The 21,306-nt window shown below is 71.6% G+C and carries 18 protein-coding genes; 6 read left to right on the top strand and 12 right to left on the bottom strand.

Annotated elements, in window-relative coordinates:
• Positions 1–25 precede the first annotated feature (25 nt).
• Genes ACQ5BE_RS14090 through ACQ5BE_RS14075 form a run of 4 tightly spaced genes read right to left on the bottom strand, consistent with a single transcriptional unit; the run spans position 26 to position 4,042 of the window.
• Complete coding sequence (locus ACQ5BE_RS14090) at positions 26–1,087, bottom strand: siderophore-interacting protein (protein ID WP_430297589.1); 1,062 nt, start codon at positions 1,085–1,087, stop codon at positions 26–28.
• Positions 1,084–1,938 carry an ABC transporter ATP-binding protein gene (locus ACQ5BE_RS14085; protein ID WP_430297588.1) on the bottom strand — a complete coding sequence of 285 codons (855 nt, stop codon included), beginning with the start codon at positions 1,936–1,938 and terminating at the stop codon, positions 1,084–1,086. The genes ACQ5BE_RS14090 and ACQ5BE_RS14085 overlap by 4 nt, the downstream gene beginning before the upstream one ends.
• Positions 1,935–3,053: a FecCD family ABC transporter permease gene (locus ACQ5BE_RS14080; RefSeq protein ID WP_430297586.1), complete on the bottom strand. Its 1,119-nt coding sequence runs from the start codon at positions 3,051–3,053 to the stop codon at positions 1,935–1,937. Before ACQ5BE_RS14080 ends, ACQ5BE_RS14085 begins: the two co-directional genes overlap by 4 nt.
• Positions 3,050–4,042, bottom strand: a complete 993-nt coding sequence (locus tag ACQ5BE_RS14075; RefSeq protein ID WP_430297585.1) for a FecCD family ABC transporter permease — start codon at positions 4,040–4,042, stop codon at positions 3,050–3,052. Before ACQ5BE_RS14075 ends, ACQ5BE_RS14080 begins: the two co-directional genes overlap by 4 nt.
• Before the next feature lie 190 nt (positions 4,043–4,232).
• Here ACQ5BE_RS14075 and ACQ5BE_RS14070 point away from each other — a divergent pair, with 190 nt between their 5' ends.
• The 3 genes from ACQ5BE_RS14070 (at position 4,233) to ACQ5BE_RS14060 (ending at position 6,693) form a co-directional block, all read left to right on the top strand.
• Positions 4,233–5,246: an ABC transporter substrate-binding protein gene (locus ACQ5BE_RS14070; RefSeq protein WP_430297582.1), complete on the top strand. Its 1,014-nt coding sequence runs from the start codon at positions 4,233–4,235 to the stop codon at positions 5,244–5,246.
• Between the two features lie 441 nt (positions 5,247–5,687).
• Positions 5,688–6,212 (top strand): ferritin, encoded by a 525-nt coding sequence (locus tag ACQ5BE_RS14065; protein WP_430297581.1) that lies wholly within the window; start codon positions 5,688–5,690, stop codon positions 6,210–6,212.
• A gap of 187 nt (positions 6,213–6,399) precedes the next feature.
• On the top strand, positions 6,400–6,693 hold the full coding sequence (locus ACQ5BE_RS14060; protein WP_430297579.1) for a DUF1540 domain-containing protein: 294 nt from the start codon (positions 6,400–6,402) through the stop codon (positions 6,691–6,693).
• 77 nt (positions 6,694–6,770) lie between these two features.
• Here ACQ5BE_RS14060 and ACQ5BE_RS14055 read toward each other — a convergent pair whose 3' ends face one another.
• From ACQ5BE_RS14055 to benA, 5 genes are all read right to left on the bottom strand, one after another.
• Positions 6,771–8,144 carry an MFS transporter gene (locus ACQ5BE_RS14055; RefSeq protein WP_430297578.1) on the bottom strand — a complete coding sequence of 458 codons (1,374 nt, stop codon included), beginning with the start codon at positions 8,142–8,144 and terminating at the stop codon, positions 6,771–6,773.
• A 144-nt stretch (positions 8,145–8,288) separates the two neighbouring features.
• Complete coding sequence (locus tag ACQ5BE_RS14050; RefSeq protein ID WP_430297577.1) at positions 8,289–9,077, bottom strand: 1,6-dihydroxycyclohexa-2,4-diene-1-carboxylate dehydrogenase; 789 nt, start codon at positions 9,075–9,077, stop codon at positions 8,289–8,291.
• Entirely contained in the window at positions 9,074–10,135 is a 1,062-nt protein-coding gene (benC, locus tag ACQ5BE_RS14045; RefSeq protein WP_430297575.1) for a benzoate 1,2-dioxygenase electron transfer component BenC, read from the bottom strand. The genes ACQ5BE_RS14050 and benC overlap by 4 nt, the downstream gene beginning before the upstream one ends.
• A gap of 22 nt (positions 10,136–10,157) precedes the next feature.
• Positions 10,158–10,667, bottom strand: a complete 510-nt coding sequence (gene benB / locus ACQ5BE_RS14040; RefSeq protein ID WP_344300855.1) for a benzoate 1,2-dioxygenase small subunit — start codon at positions 10,665–10,667, stop codon at positions 10,158–10,160.
• Between the two features lie 5 nt (positions 10,668–10,672).
• On the bottom strand, positions 10,673–12,046 hold the full coding sequence (benA, locus tag ACQ5BE_RS14035; protein WP_430297574.1) for a benzoate 1,2-dioxygenase large subunit: 1,374 nt from the start codon (positions 12,044–12,046) through the stop codon (positions 10,673–10,675).
• A 275-nt stretch (positions 12,047–12,321) separates the two neighbouring features.
• Between benA and catA the strand changes: the two genes are divergently transcribed.
• Both catA and ACQ5BE_RS14025 read left to right on the top strand, forming a co-directional pair.
• Complete coding sequence (gene catA, locus ACQ5BE_RS14030; protein ID WP_430297573.1) at positions 12,322–13,182, top strand: catechol 1,2-dioxygenase; 861 nt, start codon at positions 12,322–12,324, stop codon at positions 13,180–13,182.
• A gap of 170 nt (positions 13,183–13,352) precedes the next feature.
• Positions 13,353–13,721 carry a DUF1622 domain-containing protein gene (locus ACQ5BE_RS14025; RefSeq protein ID WP_208710927.1) on the top strand — a complete coding sequence of 123 codons (369 nt, stop codon included), beginning with the start codon at positions 13,353–13,355 and terminating at the stop codon, positions 13,719–13,721.
• Here the strand turns inward: ACQ5BE_RS14025 and ACQ5BE_RS14020 are convergent.
• Together ACQ5BE_RS14020 and ACQ5BE_RS14015 are read right to left on the bottom strand one after the other, a co-directional pair.
• Positions 13,700–15,766, bottom strand: a complete 2,067-nt coding sequence (locus tag ACQ5BE_RS14020; protein ID WP_430297572.1) for a S8 family serine peptidase — start codon at positions 15,764–15,766, stop codon at positions 13,700–13,702. The genes ACQ5BE_RS14025 and ACQ5BE_RS14020 overlap by 22 nt on opposite strands.
• A 158-nt stretch (positions 15,767–15,924) precedes the next feature.
• Positions 15,925–16,866, bottom strand: a complete 942-nt coding sequence (locus ACQ5BE_RS14015; RefSeq protein ID WP_430297571.1) for a patatin-like phospholipase family protein — start codon at positions 16,864–16,866, stop codon at positions 15,925–15,927.
• Between the two features lie 641 nt (positions 16,867–17,507).
• Here ACQ5BE_RS14015 and ACQ5BE_RS14010 point away from each other — a divergent pair.
• Entirely contained in the window at positions 17,508–18,386 is an 879-nt protein-coding gene (locus tag ACQ5BE_RS14010; protein ID WP_430297570.1) for a DUF2382 domain-containing protein, read from the top strand.
• Between the two features lie 70 nt (positions 18,387–18,456).
• Here ACQ5BE_RS14010 and ACQ5BE_RS14005 read toward each other — a convergent pair whose 3' ends face one another.
• Entirely contained in the window at positions 18,457–21,297 is a 2,841-nt protein-coding gene (locus ACQ5BE_RS14005) for an FAD-binding and (Fe-S)-binding domain-containing protein (protein ID WP_430297569.1), read from the bottom strand.
• Between the last annotated feature and the right edge of the window lie 9 nt (positions 21,298–21,306).

Genomic DNA, 21,306 nt, shown 5'->3' with positions numbered 1-21,306 from the left:
TGGAAGGCGACGGCGGCCACGCGGGTCAGTGCTGGGCGACGCCGTGTTTCCAGTACCCCATGAAGGCGACCTGCCCGCGGTCCAGCCCGCAGTCCCGCACCAGGTAGCGCCGCAGCGCCGTGACCATGGTGGACTCTCCGGCGATCCACACGTACACCGCGTCCCCGGGCATGCCGTGGCCGTCGGGCTCGCCGGCCGAGAACAGGCGGCGGTACTGCGGCGTGTCCCACAGGAGCTCGCGCTCGGGGCCGATGTCGAGGGGCTCGGCGGCGAGTGCGCGGTTGAGGACGGCGGGGCCCGGAGAGCGCAGCGGCGCTGGGACGGCACGCCGCACCGCCTCCGTGAGGCGTTCGCCGTGGGGGGCCGTTCCGCGCACGAGCCATTCGATGGCGGCATCGGCACCGGTGGGCATCCCCCTTACGAGATGACCGTCTGGGACCTCGATGATCGCTTGAGCCGTGGCCCCGGCGGGGAGGTCGCGCAGGATCCCTGCGATCGCGGGCAGGGCGGTCTCGTCGCCGGCGAGGAGGACGTGCCGGGCCGCTCCGGGCGCGAACTCGACACCGGCCTGTTCTGGGGAGCCGGGCCGGGTGGCTGGGCCCAGCACGAGGGCCTGGTCCCCGGGGGCAGCGGTGCGGGCCCACTGCGCGGCCGGGCCCTGGGGGCCATGGGGGTGCAGCACGAAGTCAATGTCGATCTCGGGGTACGCCTCCTCGAGCCGCGCCTCGCGCACGGTGTAGGAGCGCAAGTGGCCGCGGGCATTCTCGGGCAGCCCGAGCCAGGCCTGGCGCCACCCCTTCGGCGCGAACACGTCAGCTGGCGGCAAAGTGTGCCCGGGGCTCGGCACGAGGACTTTGACGCGCAGGTCCCAGGTCGCGCCGTCGTCCGTGGCGAAGCGCAGCAGGCTCACCCCGCCCAGGGTGATGCGGCGCAGCCGCGGTCCCAGGTCCTCCACGGCCAGGACCGTCAGGGGGAAGGGCACGGCGGCGGCCGACGGCGCGCGGCGCGCTCCCATTCCCGGCTCGCCGGAGGGCAGGGCGGAACTCGAGCGCCCGGTGGCGTCCTGGGCGATGCGGGGGCCGCTCACGCCCGGGCCCCGTCCGCGCGGACCGCGCCTGCAGCGCTCTTCACCCGGGACGCGCCGAGGGGGACCACATGCGGGCGGCCCTCGGTCGGCTCCGTGATGACTTCCGCCCTGAGGCCGAACACCTCCCACAGCAGGTCCGCGGTGACGACCTCCGCGGGCGTGCCCTGGGCGACGATCCGCCCGTCGCGCATCGCCACGATCGTGTCCGAGTAGCGCGCGGCGAGCGAGATGTCGTGGAGGACCATGACGACGGTGCGCCCCAGGTCCTGGTTGAGGCTGGCGATCAGCTCGAGGACCTCGACCTGGTGGGCGAGGTCGAGGTAGGTGGTGGGCTCGTCCAGGAGCAGGAGCTCGGCCTCCTGGGCGAGCGTCATGGAGATCCAGGCGCGCTGCCGCTGGCCGCCGGAGAGGTCCTCGAGCGGGCTCGCAGCGAGGTCCGCGATGTCCGTCGCGTCCAGCGCGTGGGCCACGGCGGCTTCGTCACCGCGGCCGAACTGCTGGTACCAGCGCTGGCGGGGGTGGCGGCCACGGGCCACGAGTTCCCCCACGGTGAGGCCGCTGGGCGCGTGCGGTGTCTGCGGCAGGATGCTCAGCCGTTGGGCGACGGCCCGGGGGCGCATCGCGGCCATGTCGGTGCCGTCGAGCCTCACGCTGCCGGCCTGCGGGCGCAGGAGCCGGCCGAGGCCGCGCAGCAGCGTGGACTTGCCACAGCCGTTCGGGCCGATGACCGAGGTGACGGACCCCCGCGTGAACTCGACGTCGAGGGCGGGGACCACGGCGCGGCCGTCGAAGCCGAGCGTGAGCCCGTGGGCGGAGAGCGGAGGCACGGCGGTGCTCGTGCTGTGTGTCATGCGGGCCTCTTCTGGCTTCGGCGGACGAGGACGATCAGGACAGGGGCGCCCAGGACGGTCGTGAACACGCCGACCGGCACCGCATGGGGCAGGAGGAAGCCCGCCGCCAGGTCGCTCAGCACCACGAACACCGCACCGAGCAGGGCCGTGAGGCTCAGCGGGGGGACGACGGCCCGCGCGAGGGACTTCGCCGCGAGCGGGCACATGAGCGCCACGAACGCGACCGGCCCCGCGAGGACGGTGCCGAGCGCGGCGAGCAGCACGGCGAGCCCCAGCAGAAGCGGGCGGCTCGTGGCAAGGGGCAGGCCGAGGCCGCGGGCCGTGTCGTCGTCGAACGAGCTCACGGCCAGCCACCGCCCGCACGCCGCGGCGGCCAGCAGCAGCGGGACCGCTGCGAGGAGGGAGGGCACGACGGCGCCCCAGTCCCGCCCGTTGAGCGAACCCATCATCCAGGTCAGGGCCTGGGCCGCGTTCGTGACGTCTCCCAGGGTGAGCAGCCACGTGGTCAGGCTCGAGGCCAGCCCGGCAATGCCGAGGCCTACGAGCACGAGGCGCGTGCTGTCGAACTCGCGGCCGCCGCGGCGGCGGGTGAGGAGGAAGACCGCTGTGCCCGCGCCGAGGGCTCCGATCGCGGCCGCGACGGGCATGCCCACGACCGCGGCGAGGCCGCTCGCGCCGCCGTGCCCGGCACCGGCGAGCACGACGACGGCGACGGCACCGGTGGAGGCGCCCGCGGTCACGCCGAGGATCTCCGGAGTCGCGAGCGGATTGCGCGCCACGGTCTGGGTGATCCCGCCGGCCACCGCGAGGCAGGCTCCGGCAACGGCACCTGCGAGGGTGCGCGGCAGCCGGAACTCCAGGACGGTCAGCCGCACGGCGCGGGACAGCGCCGGGTCCCCGGCGAGGGCCCCGAGGACCTGGCCGAGCTGGAGCGGACGCCCCGCCCACAGCAGATGGCCGACGATCGCGGTCGCGAGCACGGCGACCCCAGTGGCGGACAGGGCGATGACCCGCGGCCGCAGCACCACGGAGGCGCTGCCCGCGCGGATCACTCGGGTGCCCTGCGGGAGGCTCACTGACTCTGGTGCGCGGAGCACGGTGACGGTGCGGCTCACAGGGCGACCAGCCGGCGTCGGCGGGCCAGGTACACGAAGAACGGTGCGCCGACCACGGCCAGGACCACGCCGACGGGCAGCTCTCCAGGGCGTGCGATCAGCCGCCCGGCCGTGTCCGCGAGGAGAAGGAGGGCCGCGCCTCCGAGGGCGCTGGCCGGGACCTGCCAGCGGTAGTCGGCGCCCACCACGCCGCGTGCGGCATGCGGTACGAGCAGGCCGGCGAACGCGAGGGGCCCGGCGAGGGTCACAGCACTGGCCGAGAGCACCCCGATCGCTGCGAGGCCGAGGAGCCGGGCGCGCGCTACCGAGACGCCGAGCGATCGGGCCGTGTCCTCCCCCAGGGCCAGGGCGTTCAGCGGGCCGATGTTCAGCACGGCAAGGACGGCGCCGACCACGATCAGGGGCGCGACCTGCGGCAGCAGGGCCCCCCGCGCGGCGACGGAGCCGAGCTGCCAGAAGCGCAGCGTGTCCAGCGCCGAGTCATTGCTGAGGACGATGAGGGAGACGACGCCGCCGGCAAGCGCCGAGACGGCCGCTCCCGCCAGGACGAGGGTGACCGGCGTGGCGCCGTGGCGGGTCACCGAACCCACCGCGATGACGAGGACGCTCGCGGCCACCGCGCCGCCGAACGCCAGCGCGGCCTGGGCGTAGGTGCTTGTGCCTGCGGCGCCCAGCACGAGCGAACCGCCCACGATCGCGAGCGCCGCCCCGGGGTAAATGCCGAGCAGGCCCGGGTCTGCGATCGCGTTGCGCGTGTGTCCCTGTGCCAGGCAGCCGGCGACTCCTACGCACACCCCGACGGCGAGGGCGTTGAGCGTGCGCGGCCATCTCAACTCGCGGATCGCGATGTCCGCCACCGAACCGTCCGGGGAGAGGACCGCGTGGAGGAGCTCGTCGAGGCCGGTCGGCCGGCCGCCGAATGCCAGGCTCACCGCGACCGCGGCCACGACGAGCGCAGCGCCGAGCCCCAGCGCCAACCCCGGGGTCAAGCCCGGACCCGGCTGGGGCCCGCTCTGGCCGGGCGGCGTCGATCGGGCAGGCAGCACTCGAACCACAGCACATCCTCATTAGGTCAGAAAAGTTGCGCGTATTCCGCTGCGCACCGGTACAGTCTACGACGACAGTGAGGCAAGGCTTGCCTTACTGGAAGATCCGTGACCTGCACCCCGAAGGACCACCATGACCCGTTTCCGCCACGTCCGATCCGCTTTGGCCGCCGCCGCGGCCGCGAGCCTGCTCGCGCTCACAGCATGCGGCGCGCAGACCGCTGCCTCGCCCGCGCCGTCGGCACCGGACACCGCCGCCGCCCAGTTCCCCAAGACGGTCCAGCATGCCCTCGGGTCCACCGAGATCAAGGCCCAGCCCAAGCGGATCGTGACCCTCGACCCGAGCTACACCGACGCCGCCCTCGCGCTCGGCGCACAGGTCAACGGCTACACGATCTACCGCAAGGGCGATGCGCCCTTCCCGTCCTACCTCGGCGACGTGTCCGCCCAGACCAAGGACGCACTCAACGTCGGCTCCCTCGCCGAGCCGAGCCTGGACAAGATCCTCGAGGCCCAGCCGGACCTCATCGTCTCTGCCAAGGTCCGCCACGAGGCGCTGTACCCGCAGCTGGCCAAGATCGCCCCGACCCTCTTCTCCGTCACCACGGGACCGACGTGGAAGGAGAACATCGTCATGCTCGGCGACGCCCTCGGCGAGAAGGACAAGGCCGAGAGGCTCATCGCCGACTACAAGGCGCGCGCGAAGGCTGTCGGCGCGGACATCCTCAAGAAGAACCCGAAGCTCACCTACTCCTACCTGCGCTTCGCCGGCGAGGATACCGCGCGCCTCTACTCCTCGGCCTCGTTCCTGGGCGAGATCATGGCCGACGCCGGCATTCCCCGCCCAGCAGGCCAGCCTGACTCGAAGGAGAAGATCTTCGTCCCGCTCTCCCAGGAACAGCTCCCCGCTGCAGACGCCGGCCTCGTGATCGTCTCTGCGTTCGGCCAGAGCACGGCGGAGGGCGACAAGTCCCGGGCACAGAAGGAGAAGTTCATGGCCAACCCGCTGTTCAAGACCCTCAAGGGCGAGGTCATGGACGTCGACGACGTCACCTTCGCCACCTCCGTCAGCCTCCAGGGCGCCAACGCCGTCCTGACCGAGCTCGCCGAGAAGTACGACGTCGATCCCCACCTCCCCACGGCCTGACCCGACACCCCACACACGGCAACGGCCCCCGGCCACCAAGACCGGGGGCCGTTGCCGCGCCAGCCATCCTGCCCACAGGGAAGTCCCCGGTTCAGCGCCGTAACAGCACCAGCGCCGCGCATCCGGCCGCCAGGACCAGGAACAGGACACCGACCAGGCGCGCATGGTGCGCCCAAGCCTCCTCTCCCACCACGGAGGCAGCCAGCAGCCCTGCCCCCATCACCGCCCACGCCCCCGCAAGGGCACCGGGATGCCTCACAGGAGGGCCCCGCCCCGGCCAGGCTGAGAAGCGTGCATCCTTCAAGGGTAGGGACAAGCACGCTCCGAGAGGGACCCGAAACAGCGCATTGGCTCGTCATGAAGGCTCGTCTTCCACCGGAGGTGGGGAAGGCCGCCGGGGGGCCATTGACCCCAGCGGCGGGACTGCCCAAGGTAGGGGCCATGGGATTCAACGACACGCTCGGCGAGCAGATCGCCAACGAATTCACCGCCTCGCACCAGTACATCGCCGTCGCCGTCTGGTACGCGGACCGGGACCTGCCGCGCCTGGCCGCCCACTTCTACCGGCAGTCCCTCGAGGAGCGCAACCACGCCATGATGATGGTCCAGTACATGCTCGACCGGAACCTCCCCGTCCGCATCCCGCCCATCGGAGAGGTCCGCAACGACTTCGCCGACGCCACCGAACCCCTCGCCCTGGCCCTCGCCCAGGAGAAGGAGGTCACCGCCCGGATCAAGGACCTCTTCCGCGCAGCAAGGGCCGAGGAGGACGCCCTCGGAGAGCAGTTCATGCTCTGGTTCCTCAAGGAACAGGTCGAAGAAGTCGCCTCCATGACCACCCTCCTGAACGTGGCGCGCAGGGCCGGGGACAACCTCTTCGACCTCGAGAACTACGTCGCCCGCGAGACCATCGGCGACCACGGCCGCGACCCGGACGCCCCCCGCGCTGCAGGCGGCGCCCTCTGACCTCGCCCCGGCGGGTACCGGCCTCGGCTGCCTTGGAGGAAACGTGTGGACCGGCGGTCGGCATGGCTCCCCTGGCCGGGCTGGGAGCGGCGAAGGGGCAGCGGAATATGCGCTATTCCACCCTCCCCATGCCGGGCGGCGCGGGGTAGCGTCTCACCCACCGCCCCACGAGCCGAGGAGAAGAGCCATGACCCAGCAGGTGACAGAAGTCTCGACCTGTTCCGTGGACAACTGCGCGTTCAACCACGAGCACGAGTGCAACGCCTACGCCATCACCGTCGCCGGCACCGCGGACCACGCCAGCTGCGGGACCTTCATCGACACCTCCTCCCTCGGAGGCCTGCCCAAGGTCCTCGCCCACGTCGGAGCCTGCCAGCGCAACGAGTGCGTCCACAACGACCACCTCATGTGCAACGCCCACGACGTACGCGTCGGACCCGGCGCCGACGCCGCCGACTGCCTCACCTACCAACACCGCTGACACCCCCGCACCACACGGGCTTCCCGTATGGTGCGGGGTGGGGGTGCGCCACGACATCCGGCGTTCCCGAGGCGACCTCACCGCAGGGCCGGCTCCGCCTCGCCGTCGTGCGTCGGGGCCGCGCCGAGCGTCTCCTCGTGCGCCGCCGGCCGCGGGACGAGGGCGGTGACCACCGCGCCGAGCAGCGCGACGACCGCGAAGATCCAGAATGCGGCCTGGCCGGTCACGCCCGCCGAGAGCAGAAGCCCCCCGGCCAGCGGGCCGAGGATGCCGCCGAGCCGCCCGAACCCGGCGCACCACGCGACTCCGGCCGCGCGGGTCGGGGTCGTGTAGAAGTTCGAGACGAACCCGTACACGAGCACCTGCGTCCCGATCGTGCCGACCCCGGCCACGCCGACGGCCGTCAGGAGCACCGCGAACGGCATGTGGAACGTCAGCAGCACGAGGGCGAGGGCGGCGAGCGCGAACGTGCCGGCGATGATCCGCTTGGGCCCGGTCCGGTCCACCGTCGCCGCGGCGACGAGGCCGCCCACGATCGCGGCCGCGTTGAGCACGAGCAGGAACGTCAGCGAGTACGCCTTCCCGAACCCGTACTGGCCCATGATCTCCGGCAGCCACGTGTTGAGCCCGTACGTCAGCAGGAGCCCGGCAAAGCTCATGAGCCCGAGCAGCGCCGTCGGGAGGGCGAAGCGGCGCGTGGCCAGCCCGGCGAAGCCAGCACGCTCACGGGGGGCGCCGTCGGCGCGGGTGGCGGCCGGCGTCGGGTCCGTCTCGGGGAGCACGACGCCGGTGCGGCGGCTGAGCTCCTCGGCCTCCTCGCGTCTGCCCCGGGAGAGCAGCCACATGGGCGACTCGGGCAGCTTGGCGAGGGCGAGCGGGAGGATCGTGACGAGCGGGACGGCGCCGATCCAGAACAGGGGGCGCCAGTCGAGCCCGTTGCCGAACCCGAGCGCGAGGAGCGAGGCGAGCACGCCGCCGGCGGGGACGCCGGAGTAGACGAGGGCGTTGCAGAGGTTGCGCCGGTTCTTGGGCGCGAATTCGGCGACGATGGCCCCGGCGGTGGCCACGAGGGCCCCGACGCCGATGCCGGTGAAGAACCGGAAGGCGCCGAACAGGGTGACGCTCGTGGTCAGGGCGGTGGCTGCCATGCCGACCGAGAACCAGGCGAGGGCCAGGAGCATGACCTTGCGGCGGCCCACGAAGTCGCCGATCGCGCCGCTCGCGAGCGCGCCGACCATGACGCCGATGAGCGCGTAGCTGCCGAGGGCGCCGGCGGTGGCGGGGTCGAGCTGGCCGATCTGGCTCGGGTCGCGCAGGAGGCCCGAGACGACCGTGCCGTACACGACGAGGTCGTAGCCGTCGAAGGTGAGGGCCGCCGCGCCGAGGGCGACGACCCACGCCAGGGTGGTGCGCTGTCGCTGCGAGGGCGCAGCAAATGCTGAAGATGACATGCAAGACTCCGATGTCTGTGCTGGGATCTGGAGCTGGACAACTGCTGGTGATGGTGGTGATGGGTGACGCTGATCACACAGGGGTGATCCGAAACCGCCCCCGGGCCTGGCAGGCCCGGGGGCGGCAACGCGAAGGGGAGGGCCTCAGCCGAGGTCGCCTCCCGCCACGGGCAGGATGGTGCCCGTGATGTAGGACGCCTCGTCCGAGGCGAGGAAGCAGATCGCGGCGGCCTGCTCGTCGAGGGTGCCGTAGCGCTTCAGGAGCGAGGACTCCACGGTCTGGTCGACGATCTGCTGGTACCAGGCCTTCTCCTGCTTGGTGGCGGGGAGGGGCCCGCGCTGGACGGCGCGCGGCGGCGCCTCGGTCCCGCCGGGCGCGGTCGCGACGACGCGCACGCCGTGCGGGGCCGCCTCGAGCGCGAGCGCGGTGGTGATGGCACGGACGCCGCCCTTCGACGCCGCGTACGGGACGCGGTTGACGCCGCGGGTAGCGACTGAGGAGACGTTCACGATCGTCCCGGACCGCTGTGCGATGAGGTGTGGCAGCGCGGCCCGGCACATCCACAGCGTCGGGAACAGGGAGCGGCGCACCTCCTTCTCGATCTCCTCGGGCGTGTAGTGCTCGTACGGCTTGGCCCAGATGGTCCCGCCCACGTTGTTCACGACGACGTCGATGCGCCCCGCCGCGGCGAGCGCGCCGTCGGTGGCGGCCAGGGCGCCGTCGTACGTCTCGAGGTCTGCGGTAAGGCTGTGCGCCTTGCCGCCGGCCTCGCGGAGGGCGCCGGCGACCTCGTGCACGAGCTCGGCCCGGTCGGCGAGGACCACCTCGCCGCCCTCCGCCGCGATGCGCTCGGCGACGGCGCGCCCGATCCCCTGGGCGGCGCCGGTGACGACGACCGCCTTGCCCGCGAAGCGGCCGGCGTGGACGGTCACGCCGCGCCCGCCGTCGCGAGGACCTTGGCGGCGCCGACCGCGAAGCGCTCGTAGTAGAAGTTGGCCGGCTCGATGCCTTCGGCGTCGAAGTAGCGGCGCACGGCGTCGACCATGGCGGGCGGCCCGCACAGGTATACGTCGACGTCGCCGTCGTTGAGGTGCTCGGGCAGGAGGTGCTGCGTGACGTAGCCCTTCTTGGGGTGCTCCGACTCGGGGTCGGCCACGATCGTGTCGAAGGTGAAGCCCGGGATCGCCGCGGCGTAGCGCTCGAGCGCCTCGACCTCCACGAGGTCCTTGTCCCAGGTCGCGCCGTAGGCGAGGTGGATCGGGAAGGCGGGGACGACGCCGTCGGCCGCCGCCTTGGCGATCTTCTCCAGCATCGCCAGCTGGGGGGCGATGCCGGTGCCGCCGGCGAGCATGAGCACGGGGCGCCTGACGTCGCGGAGGAAGAAGCTGCCCTTGGGGCCCTCGAGGGTCAGGGTGTCGCCCACGGCCGCGCGCTCCTTGAGGTACGTCGTCATGACGCCGTCGGGGGCGGTGCGGACCAGGAACGTGAGCTTCTCCGCGTCAGGCCCGCTGCTGAACGAGTAGCTGCGCTCCTCGTCGGTGCCGGGGACCTTGACGTTCATGTACTGGCCGGGGAGGTACGCGAGCTTCTCGCGGTCCTCAACGGCGAGGGTCAGGCCCGCGGTGTTGTCCGCGTACCAGTGGAGCTTCTCGATCGTGGCGGTGAACTGGCCGATGCCGCTCTTGGCCATCTCGGCGGTGCCGGAGATCCGCAGCACGAGGTCGCTCTCGGGGGTCATCTGGCAGGGGAGGCAGAAGCCCGCCTCGGCTTCGTCGTCGGCGAGGGCTTCCTCGATGTAGTCGCCGCCGTCGTACGTCCCGGACTCGCAGAACGCCTTGCAGGTGCCGCAGGCGCCGTCGCGGCAGTCGAGGGGGATGTTGATACGGGCGCGGTAGGACGCGTCCGCGACCGTCTGGCCGGGCGCGACGCTGATGAAGCGCGTGACGCCGTCCTCGAAGGACAGGGCGACCGAGTGGTTGGTGTCAGTCATGGTTGGTCTCCTGAAGGCCTTCTCAGATGTGGTAGATGTCCACGACGTGGTGGATGTAGTCGTTCTTGAGGACGACCTTCTTCTTGGTGATGACCGGCTGCGTGCCGGAGAAGTCGATCGTGTAGAAGGAGACTCCGAAGTACGTGTCAACGGTGTTGTAGCGGTAGTAGAGCGTGAACCAGTTGAAGCGGACGTCCACGACGTCGCCCTCCTGGCGCAGGATCTCGACGTTGGTGATGTTGTGGCCCGTACGCGGGTCCGGGAGGCTCGTGGCACCCGAGCGCTCGGTCTTGATGCGGAACACGCGGTCCTCGAGGCCGCCCCGGTTGGGGTAGTAGATGAGGGAGATCTCCCGCTGCGGGTCCTCGGTGAGGGTGTCGTCGTCGGCCCACGCGGGCATCCAGAACTCCGCCTCGGGGTGGTAGCAGTCCACCCAGCGGTCGAACTCTCGGTCGTCGAGGAAGCTGGCCTCGCGGTAGAGGAACTGGCGGACGTCCTCGAGCCCGACGGTCCCGGGCACGATCGTTGCCATGAGCGTCACTTGGAGAACTCCTTCGTCTCGTTCTTCGTCTCTTCGGCGATGGCGGCGTGCATCGCCTCGCGCCAGTAGCCGTGCTGGATCGGGTACAGGCCCTCGTCCTCGGTCTTGACCCCGCTCGAGATCGGGTTGAGGCCCAGGCCCTTGGCGGTCTCGTCCGGGCCGGTGATCTGGTGGGTCTGGCCGCGGCTCATGTCGTTCCACGGGGCGGCGGAGGCGAGGTACGTCTTCTGGCAGGAGCGGAACTCCTCGAGGTCGTCCGGGGTGGCCATGCCGGTGGCGTTGAAGAAGTCCTCGTACTGGCGGATGCGGTTGGCGCGGGCCTCGGCGGACTCGCCCTTCGGGGCGATGCAGTAGATCGTGACCTCGGTCTTGTCCACGGAGATCGGCCGGAAGTGGCGGATCTGCGAGCTGAACTGGTCCATGAGGTAGACGTTCGGGTAGAGGCACAGGTTGCGGGAGGCGCCGATCATGAACTCCGCGCGCTCGGCGCCGAACTTCTTTGTCCACTCCTCCTTCATGTCGAAGTTGGGGCGGTCCTGCGGGTTGCCCCACCACATCCACAGCAGGAGGTGGCCGTGCTCGAACGAGTAGTAGCCGCCGCCCTGCTTGCCCCACGTGCCGGCGTCCATGGCCTTGGTCTCGTTGGCCGACTCGCCGGTGCCGCGGCGGGCGGTGGTCGCGGCGTAGTTCCAGTGGGTCGCAGAGACGTGGTAGCCGTCGGCACCGTTCTCGGCCTGGACCTTCCAGTTGCCGTCGTACGTGTAGGTCGAGGAGCCGCGGAGCACCTCGAGGCCCTCCGGCGACTGGTCCACGATCATGTCGATGATCTTGGTGGACTCGCCGAGGTGCTCCGTCAGCGGCTTGACATCCGGGTTGATGCTGCCGAACAGGAAGCCCCGGTAGCTCTCGAAGCGGGCCACCTTCGTGAGGTCGTGCGAGCCCTCCTTGTTGAACTGCTCGGGGTAGCCGGCGCCCTTCGGGTCCTTGACCTTGAGCAGCTTGCCGTTGTTCGAGAACGTCCAGCCGTGGAATGGGCAGGTGAAGGTGGTGCGGTTGTCCGTCTTGCGGCGGCAGAGCATCGCGCCGCGGTGGCTGCAGGCGTTGATGTGGGCGTGGAGCTGCTCGTCCTTGCCGCGCGAGATGACGATCGGCTGGCGGCCGATGTAGGTCGTGAAGTAGTCCCCGACGTTGGGGATCTGGCTCTCGTGGGCCAGGTAGACCCAGTTGCCCTCGAAGATGTACTTCATCTCGAGCTCGAACAGCTCCTCGTCGGTGAAGATGCTGCGCTTGGCTCGGTAGGTCCCGGTCGACGCGTCTTCGATGAGTGCGTCGGAGAGCTGGGCGCGGACGTGGTCCAGGGTTTCCGTCATTGGTTGTCTCCCTTTGCCTGTGGCTTTCCACGACGTCGTCGTCGCGGGCTGTGAAAGATCCTGTCAAGCCGTGAGGCCGATCACACTGGGCTTTTGCCTAGGGTCGACCAAGGGTGCTTTTCAAACGCACTGAATATCAATGAGATGGAACTAGGTATTTGTGTGCACGCAATACCGAGGCCTAGCGTGAAGGGCAACGCGACCGACTGTGCCGCCCATCACGCCGACGGCTGATCAGACAGCCCCCACCCGGCCAATCATCGAGGAGGATGACCATGAGCCAGACCATCACCGAATTCGACGCGAAGGCTGCCGAGTCCGGCAACAAGGCCACCGAGCGCTTCAAGGCCAGCGGCAAGCGCGCCGCGCTCGAGGTGCCCCAGGAGCGCGTCTCGCTGCTTGCCCGCGAGGTGCTCGAGGCCGTCTACGCCACCATCCGCAAGCACAAGGTCACGTACGCCGAGTACAACGCCCTCAAGGACTGGCTGATCAGCGTCGGCGAGGACGGCGAGTGGCCGCTCTTCCTCGACGTGTGGGTCGAGCACGTCGTTGAGGAGGTCGCGACGGAGAACCGCAAGGGCTCCAAGGGCACCATCGAGGGCCCGTACTACGTGCCGGACTCCCCCGCCCAGAAGACCCCGGCCCGCCTGCCGCGCCGCGACGACGAGCCCGGCACCGAGCTGACCTGGAAGGGCCAGATCCGCGACCTCGACGGCAACGGCCTCCCCGGCAAGGTGGAGATCTGGCACGCCGACGGTGCGGGCTTCTACTCGCAGTACGCCCCGGGCCTGCCCGAGTGGAACCTCCGCGGCACCGTCCTCGCCGACGAGAACGGCAACTTCGAGATCCAGACGATGCGCCCGGCCCCGTACCAGATCCCGACCGACGGCGCCTGCGGCAAGCTGATCGCCGCCGCCGGCTGGCACGCGTGGCGCCCGGCGCACATCCACGTCAAGGTCTCGGCTCCGGGCCACGAGCTCATCACCGCGCAGCTCTACTTCCCGGGCGACGCCCACAACGACGACGACATCGCCTCGGCCGTCAAGCCCGAGCTCATCCTCGACCCCAAGCCGGCCGCGGACGGCAAGGGCGAGGAGATGGTGTACGACTTCGTCCTCGACCCCGCCGAGGGCTGAATCGCCGGCTGATCGGGCCAGCCACCGCGCTGCAGGAGGGCCTCACCCGTTCAGGGTGAGGCCCTCCTCCGCGCGTCCCTCGCCCCCGGCGTCCCGCCGCCGCGTGCGGCGTTTCAGCCCCGCGCACCCGGGGCAACGTCCCAGCGGACGACGGCGACGAGGAGACGCGCGTGGACTACCGGGCAGTGATCGAGGCAATTGGCCAGTACGTGGACGTCGCCGGGGTGACCGTCATGGTCATCGGAGCGCTCGTGTCGATTCCCCTGGCCCTCCGAAAGCCGGGTCCGGCCGGCAAGAGCGTGTACCGCTCCTACCGGCAGCTGCTGGGCAGGTCGATCCTCCTCGGGCTCGAGCTCCTGGTCGCAGCGGACATCATCCGCACGGTTGCCGTGACCCCGACCCTCCAGAGCGTTGCCGTGCTCGCCGTGATCGTCCTCATCCGGACGTTCCTGAGCTTCTCCCTCGAGCTGGAGATCACCGGCCGCTGGCCGTGGCAGAAGGAGACGCCGAGCGCGCCTCAGCCGATCCGCCAGGCGTAGGCGTACGGCTGCGGGAACCGCGTGATGCGGAACGCGCGGACCACGACCGTGGCCTTCCCCGGCGGCATGTTCTGCCAGAGGACCTGCTCGACGTTGTTGCGGCGGTCGAAGCCGTCGGAGGTGCCCATGTTGCCGTGGCGCTCCGTGCCGTCCGCAGCCCGCACGATGAGGTCGAGGTCGTTCTGGAGGGCCGCCCCGGGCGGGTCGGACCAGACGAGGGTGACCTTGAACGTCGCCGAGCCGGCAGCGGCAGGCGAGGCGGCGGCGTCGCCCTTGCCTGGAATGTCGACCGTGAAGCTCTCCTCCTCGCCCTGCTTGAGCGGGCCGCCCTCGCCGAAGCCGCCGTCCGACCTCGGGCCCGGGATGATGACGGACCCGGCGAGGTCCACCCTGCCCCAGCCGGAGCTGCCATTGGGCGAGACGCCGGCCTCGGTGGGGACATACTGCCCGGCGAGCTCGACCGCGCCGTTGATGAGGAGTGCCTTCACCAGGGCGGCGCTGGGCGTCGCCGTGCCGTTCTTCACGAGCGTCTCCCGGAGGACGGCGACGCACCCCGCGACGAGCGGCGTGGCCATGCTCGTGCCGCTGTCGAAGAACCACAGCGGGTCCGTGGAGGTGCCGAAGTCGGACGACGGCGATGCGACCCTCCGCGACAGGGTGGACAGGATGCAGGTCCCGGGGGCGACGACGTCGGGCTTGATGCGCTGCTCCTTGGTCGGGCCCCGGCTGCTGAAGGCGACCATGCCGTCGGTGCGGTTGGCCTGCCGGTCGCTGCGCACGGGGTTGCTGGGGAAGTCCGCCGGCCAGTACTGGCCGTAGGTGGGGGCGAACGCCGGCCGGTCCCCCTCGCTCGCCCCGACCGTGATGCAGTTCTTCGCCGCGGACTGGGACCCGATCGAGCCGCCGTCCACGAGTCCGTCCCGGTCCTTGTCGGCCCCGTCGTTGCCGGCGGCGAACGTGATGACCATGTCCTGGTGGGTCCAGACGAAGTCGTCGATCTCCTGGGAGCTCGAATCGTACGGGAGGCCCGGCGTCGTCGAGCCCCACGAGTTGGTGTGCACCCGGGCGCCGTCGGTGTCGTAGGGCGGCCGGAACAGGTCGTGGAGGTCCGCGGGGAGGCCGCCGAGCTGTCCTGCGGAGTCCAGCGTCGACTGCAGGACGAGCCTCGCGGCCGGCGCCGTCCCCTGGATCGCGCCGCCCATCGTGGCGGAGGTGCCGTCCCCGAGGACGGAGCCGGCCACGTGGGTCCCGTGGCCGTGCGGGTCGTCCGCGTTGGCCGGGTTCGGCCGGCCGAGCGCGTACAGCTTGTCGACCCGGCCCGTGAACGCGGGGTGGACGTCCGTCGTCGAGCCCTTGTCGAAGCCGGTGTCCGCGACGGCCACGACCTCGCCGTCGCCCTTGTACTCGGTCCCGTTGACGAGCACGTCCGCGTGCAGGATCACCCGCGAGTGGTTGTTGAACAGCTGGCGCTGCGGGACCTCCTCGATGTGCCGCACCTTGTCCACGGCGGCGATGCGGTCGAGCATGCCCTGCTCGACCGTGATGCGGACCTTGTGCCGCCCGGGCTCGAGCGAGCTCGGGTCGAGTTTGGCCGCGGCGGCGATCTGCTCGAGCACCCCCGCCGAGGCGGGGTCGACGTCGTCGTGCAGCACGACGTCGACCGTGCGCGGCTTGCGCGAGGGCCGTGGTCCGACCTCCCGCGGCACGATCTCGCGTGCCACGGCGGGCGGCTCGTCGCGGAGCGCGGGATTGACCTTGAAGCCGCGCAGGTAGACGCCTGCCCACGTGACGAACGGGAGCGCCCGCACCGGCCCGAGGTCCTTGGGCTCGAAGCCGCACAGGTACGTGTCGTCGGGGACGTACTCGTGCACGACGGCGCCGGTCGCCTCGAGCTGGGCGCGGTGGTCCTCGGTGAGCGGTTCGGCCGTCTGGACGAGGATGTAGTCCGACGACGCCGCATCGGTCACCTCGCGCGCGTGCGCCGCGGGGGCCGCCGCCTCGGCGGCCGGGTCGAGGGACACGCCATTGATCGTGATCTGCGTCATCGCTGGCTCCGTTCGTCAGATGCCTCACTCGCTGGACACGGCAAGATTGCGCGTCCTGTCACGAAGGTTCAAGGGTCCGTGACGGCGTGACAGGAACCGAAGAGTTGCCAACACCGGACCACGGGGTTGCGTTCCACGACGCGGGGCTTCCGCCGGGGTCAGCGCCAGAACGCCGCGAGCCGGCCGGCCAGGGCCGTGCCCTGGCTGTGGCCGGCCCGCGCGGCCGCTGGGCGCAGGGTGTTGTCCATGGCGTTGGCCCCGAACAGGTGCTCGGCGCTGCTGTCCGGGAAGACCGTCTCGACCCTGCTGCCGGCCGCGCGGAGCTCGTCGACCTGCGCGGCGAGCTGCATGCGCCACTGCAGCGGATGCCGCGTCCTGCCCCCGAACGGCGACAGCACCAGCACGCGCCGGTATCCGGCTGCCAGATCGGCGTTCTCGTTCCGTCGGTATCCGCCGTCGATGTAGCGGCTGGTGCCGATGGCGTAGGCGAAGCCACTCGAGCAGCTTGCGGCCACGGCGTCCACCAGCTCGACTCTGGTGTCGCGGTCGAACACGGCGGGCTCCCCCGTGACGGCGTCGACGGCGGTGATCAGCAGGCGCCGGTCCGGCCAGCCCTGGCTCGGGAGGCGGCCGGCGACGACGGCGTGCCACCGGGTGTGTGCCGCGCCGTCCGGCCCTGCGTCCCTCTCGAGTGCGAACGCGCCCATCCTGCGGCGCATGTCCTCGGGATCCTGGGCGGCGGCGATGATCTTCGCCGTCCTCTCGAGCTGGTCGGCCACCCTTCCGGTCGCGGCGCCCACGCTCGCAGACTGCGGCGTTGCCGGCCCTGCGTGCTCGGGCGCGGCGAGGACGGCGGCGTAGAGGTCGGCGGGGCTGGCCGCGGTGATCTGGGCCGCGGCGGTCGATCCGGCGGAGGTCCCGACGATCAGGTCGGCGTCGGTGACGTCGAGTCCGGCCTCGGACAGGCCCGCAATGACGCCGATCAGCCAGGCGTTGCCCGTCGACCCGCCGCCGCCGAGGACCAGAGCCCGCTCGGTGGGGGCATCGGGGGTGTGACGAGGTGAAGAAGGTGCTGCGTTGAAAGAAGGTGCTGCGTTCATGGGAGTCGCCTTTCGCGAACGTGCCTCTCGGGCACTCCCGGTGGCGACTAGCCCAGTCGCGCGATCGTGGTCTGCGGGGGAGCACCCACTGCGGATACTGCGTTCATGGGTCTCACCTCCTGCCGATGCGTCACGATCGCCCGAAACGTAGCACGCCAGCATAAGGCCGCACAATGCTCCCCGCCCCACTCCGCCGAGGTCACCCCCTGTGGGCGCGACGTCACCCCCCGTGGGCGCGAGATCACCCCCTGTCGGCGCGAAGTCATCCCGTGTGGGCGCGAAGTCACCCCGCGTGCCTCTCTCGCAACGAACTCTGCTCCTCGCGGACTGCACCGCGAGAACGGCACTTCCACCCGTGCCCCGTCTGAACTGGGTGACCTCGGCACCACACCGGGTGACCTCGCGCCCACACGGGATGACCTCGGCACCACACCGGGTGACCTCGGCGGCACAGGGGGTGACCTCGGCGGCCATGTTTTGGCCGGGGAAGCCTTGGGTACTGGTGAGTCATTCGCGCGCCGGGCAGCGACTGCCGACGATCACGGTCGACGCGGCTGGCGCGAGAACAGCCACTTCCCTCAAGACACGGGGGTACCCGAGAAGGTACGGCACGATCCAGCAGACCAAAGGAGAAAATCACGATGGTCACACGGGAACAGTTCGACACCATTACGCCCGGCAACGGGGACGTCATCGGCCAGGACGGCGAGAAGATCGGACGGATCGGGGACCTCTACCTCGATGACGACACCAACAACCCGAACTGGGTCACGGTCAAGACCGGGCTCTTCGGCACGCACGAGTCCTTCGTCCCCCTGCACGACTCGAGCGTGCGCGGCGAGGACATCGTGGTGCCCTACACCAAGGATCAGGTGAAAGACGCTCCCCGGGTCGATCCCGACGGGCACCTCGAGCGCACCGAGGAGGACCGGCTCTACACCCACTACGGCCGCACCGCGCCGTCCTACGGCACCGGCGAGGGCGTTGGCGGCGACGGCCTCCGCGGCGACGGGCGCACCGACGCACGGGCAGCCGGCGGTGTGGAGCCGGGCTACGACGAGGGCACCGGCACGCGCCGCACGGACGAGGTCACCGGCACCGAGGGTCGCGACACCTCCGGCCCGACGACCGACGACGCCATGACCCGCTCGGAGGAGCGGCTCAACGTCGGCACCGAGCGGCAGGAGACGGGCCGTGCCCGCCTGCGCAAGTACGTCACGACCGAGAACGTCACCAAGACGGTCCCGGTCCAGCGCGAAGAGGTCCGCGTGGAGCGCGAGCCCATCACGGACGAGAACCGCGGCGCCGCGATGGACGGCCCGGACCTCTCCGAGGAGGAGCACGAGGTCACCCTCCACGAGGAGCGTCCCGTGGTCGATAAGGAGACCGTCCCTGTGGAGCGCGTCAAGCTCGGCACAGAGACCGTCACCGACGAGGAGACCGTGAGCGAGGACGTCGCGAAGGAGCACATCGACACCGACGGTGTCGACGGTGAGGGCCTTCGCCGGCGCAACCGCTAGCGGCAACGCACGGACGACGGCGGGTGGGCGGCGCAGCAGCGTCGCCCACCCGCCGTCGTGCGTGCCCGCCTCAGGGCCGTGCGCGCAGCGCCTCGGCGAGGACCTGCACGAGGTGCCTGCTCTCCAGGCGGGCGAGGTCGCGGACCTGGGTGCGGCACGAGAAGCCGTCGGCGAGGACGGCCCGGTCCGGCGCGGCCGCGGCCTTCGCGAGGATCCCGCCCCGGGCGATCCGCTCGGACACCTCGTAGTGCCCGGCCTCCATGCCGAAGTTCCCGGCGAGGCCGCAGCAGCCGGCCGAGACCTCCACATCGCATCCCATCGCGGCCAGGAGAGCGCGGTCGGCGCCGTAGCCCATCACGGAGTAGTGGTGGCAGTGCGGCTGGACGAGCAGCTTCTCCCCTACCCGCGGCGGCTCCCAGCCGATGCCTGTCAGGAACTCGGCGACGGTCGTGACGGCCCCCGAGAGCTCCGCGGCGCGGGGATCGTCCGGAAGGAGCTCCGTGAGGTCGGAGCGCAGGGTCGCGGTGCAGCTCGGCTCGAGCCCGACCACCGTCCGCCCGTCCCGCACGTGCGGCACGAGCACGTCGAGGGTCCGCCTCAGGCGCGCCTTCGCTGCGGCGAGCTGCCCGGTCGAGATGTACGTGAGCCCGCAGCACGCCCCGGCGCCGGCCACCTCGATGTCGCACCCCGCGGCCCGCAGCACCTCGAGCGCGTCGCGCGGGACTGCCGGGTCGAGCGCGTCGGAGAACGAGTCCACCCACAGCAGCACGCGCGGCGCCCCGGCGGGGGCGGGCGCACGACGCCGCGCGGCCCGGTCCCAGCGGAACGGCACCGTGGGCAGGCGCGGGAGCGAGCGGCGGCGGTCCGCCCCCATGAACGCGAGCGCGGCCCGCCGCAGCGGTGCGACCCGCGCGGCGGCATTGAGGAGCACTGCGAAGGGCGCCGCGACGCGGAGCCACTGCGGCAGCCGGCCCAGGGTGTAGTGGGTGCGGGGGCGGATCCGGCCGCGGTAGGCCTCGAACAGGGTCTGGGACTTGTAGGTCGCCATGTCGATCCCTGTCGGGCAGTCCGTCGCGCAGGCCTTGCAGCTCAGGCACAGGTCGAGGGCGTCGTGCACCTCGGGCGACCGCCATCCCAGCCGGACCACGCCTCCGTTGAGCATCTCCTGGAGCACCCGCGCCCGCCCCCGCGTCGAGTCCTTCTCCTCTCGCGTGGCGATGAAGGACGGGCACATGAAGCCGCCCTCGCCCCTCGGGTCCGCGCGGCACTTCCCCACGCCCACGCACCGGTGGACCGCCTTGGTGACGCTGCCGCCGTCGTCTGCGAAGGCGAAGCCGTCGGTGACCGTGAGCTCGGCCGCGCGCGGGCGGCGGAGGTGCGCGTACAGCGGCGCCGGCCGGACCACGATCCCCGGGTTGAGGAAGTCCTCCGGGTCGAAGAGGGCCTTGAACTCCGCCATGGCGGCGAGCGCCTCGGCGCTGTACATCGCGGGCAGCAGCTCGGACCGGGCGCGGCCGTCGCCGTGCTCTCCGGAGAGGGATCCGCCGTGCGCGGCGACCAGCTCCGCAGCGCACCCGAGGAACCGGCGCATGAGCGCGCCGTCGCGCTCGAGGGGGAAGTCGATGCGGAGGTGCACGCACCCGTCGCCGAGGTGCCCGTACGCCATGCCGGTGAGGCCCTCGCTGTCCATGAGCGCCCTGAGGTCGCGGAGATAGTCGCCGAGCCGCTCGGGCGGGACGGCGGAGTCCTCCCAGCCGGGCCAGGCCTGGTCGTCCTTCTCGGTCCGGCCCGCGAGCCCCGCGCCGTCCTCGCGGATGCGCCACAGCCGGGCGGACTCGGGCCCGGCGGGGAAAACCTGGGTCTCGTCGGTGGCTGCCGCATCCGCGAGGCGGCGCGCAGCGTTGAGGGCGTCGTCGGGCGAGTCCCCGGGGACCTCGGCGAGGAGGAGGCAGCCGCCCTCGGGCAGGTCGGGCACCGCGTCCGGGCCCTTGGAGCGGCGGACGGCGTCGAGCAGACGCGTTTCGAGGCCCTCGAGCGCGAGGGGGTGGAAGGGCAGGAGGCGGGGGACGTCGTCGGCCGCGGCGGCGAGGTCGGGGTAGCCGAGCACGGCGAGCGCGGGCGATTCGGCCCGCGGGACGAGCCGGAGGGCGGCCTCGAGGAGCACCCCGCACGTGCCCTCCGTGCCGACGAGCGCGGCGGCGACATTGCGGCCGTTCTCGGGGAGGAGGTGCTCGAGGGCGTATCCCGAGACCTGCCGGCTGAAGCGGCCGAACTCCGTGCGGAGCAGCGCCAAGTGCGCGTCGGCGAAGCCGCGGAGGCCGGGAACGGCGTCGATGGCGCCGGGCCCGGAGGAGGCCGTGACCACCTCGCCGGTGCCGGTGAGCCAGGTCAGGGAGAGCACGTTGTCCGCGGTCCGGCCGTAGGACATCGCGTGGGCGCCGCAGGCGTTGTTGCCGATCATGCCGCCGAGCGTGCACCGGGATCCGCTCGCGGGGTCCGGGCCGAACCGCAGCCCGTGCGGCGCGCAGGCGGCCTGGAGGTCCTTGAGCACGACGCCGGGCTGCACCACCGCAGTCCGCGCGCCCGGGTCGATGGAGACGATGCGGTTGAGGTAGCGCGAGAAGTCGAGCACGAGGCCGGGGCCGACGGCGTTGCCCGCCATCGAGGTCCCCGCGCCGCGGTCCGTGACGGGGACACCGTGCTCGCGCGCGGCGGCCACCGCCGTGAGCACGTCCTCCCGCGAGCGCGGGAGGACGACGGCGCCGGGCACCACCCGGTAGTTCGCGGCGTCGGAGGAGTAGAGCGCCCGGGCGAGCGAGGAGTCGTCGACGTCGCCCTCGATGGTCCGGCGCAGCTCGTCGACGAGCGACTGCACCGCCTTCGCCCCTGCGCGCACGGGAGTCAGCGTCATGCCTCCTTG

This window comes from Sinomonas sp. B1-1 (genome assembly GCF_050474465.1).
GTDB classification, from domain to species: domain Bacteria; phylum Actinomycetota; class Actinomycetes; order Actinomycetales; family Micrococcaceae; genus Sinomonas; species Sinomonas flava.
This window is presented reverse-complemented; position numbering and strand designations above follow the sequence as displayed.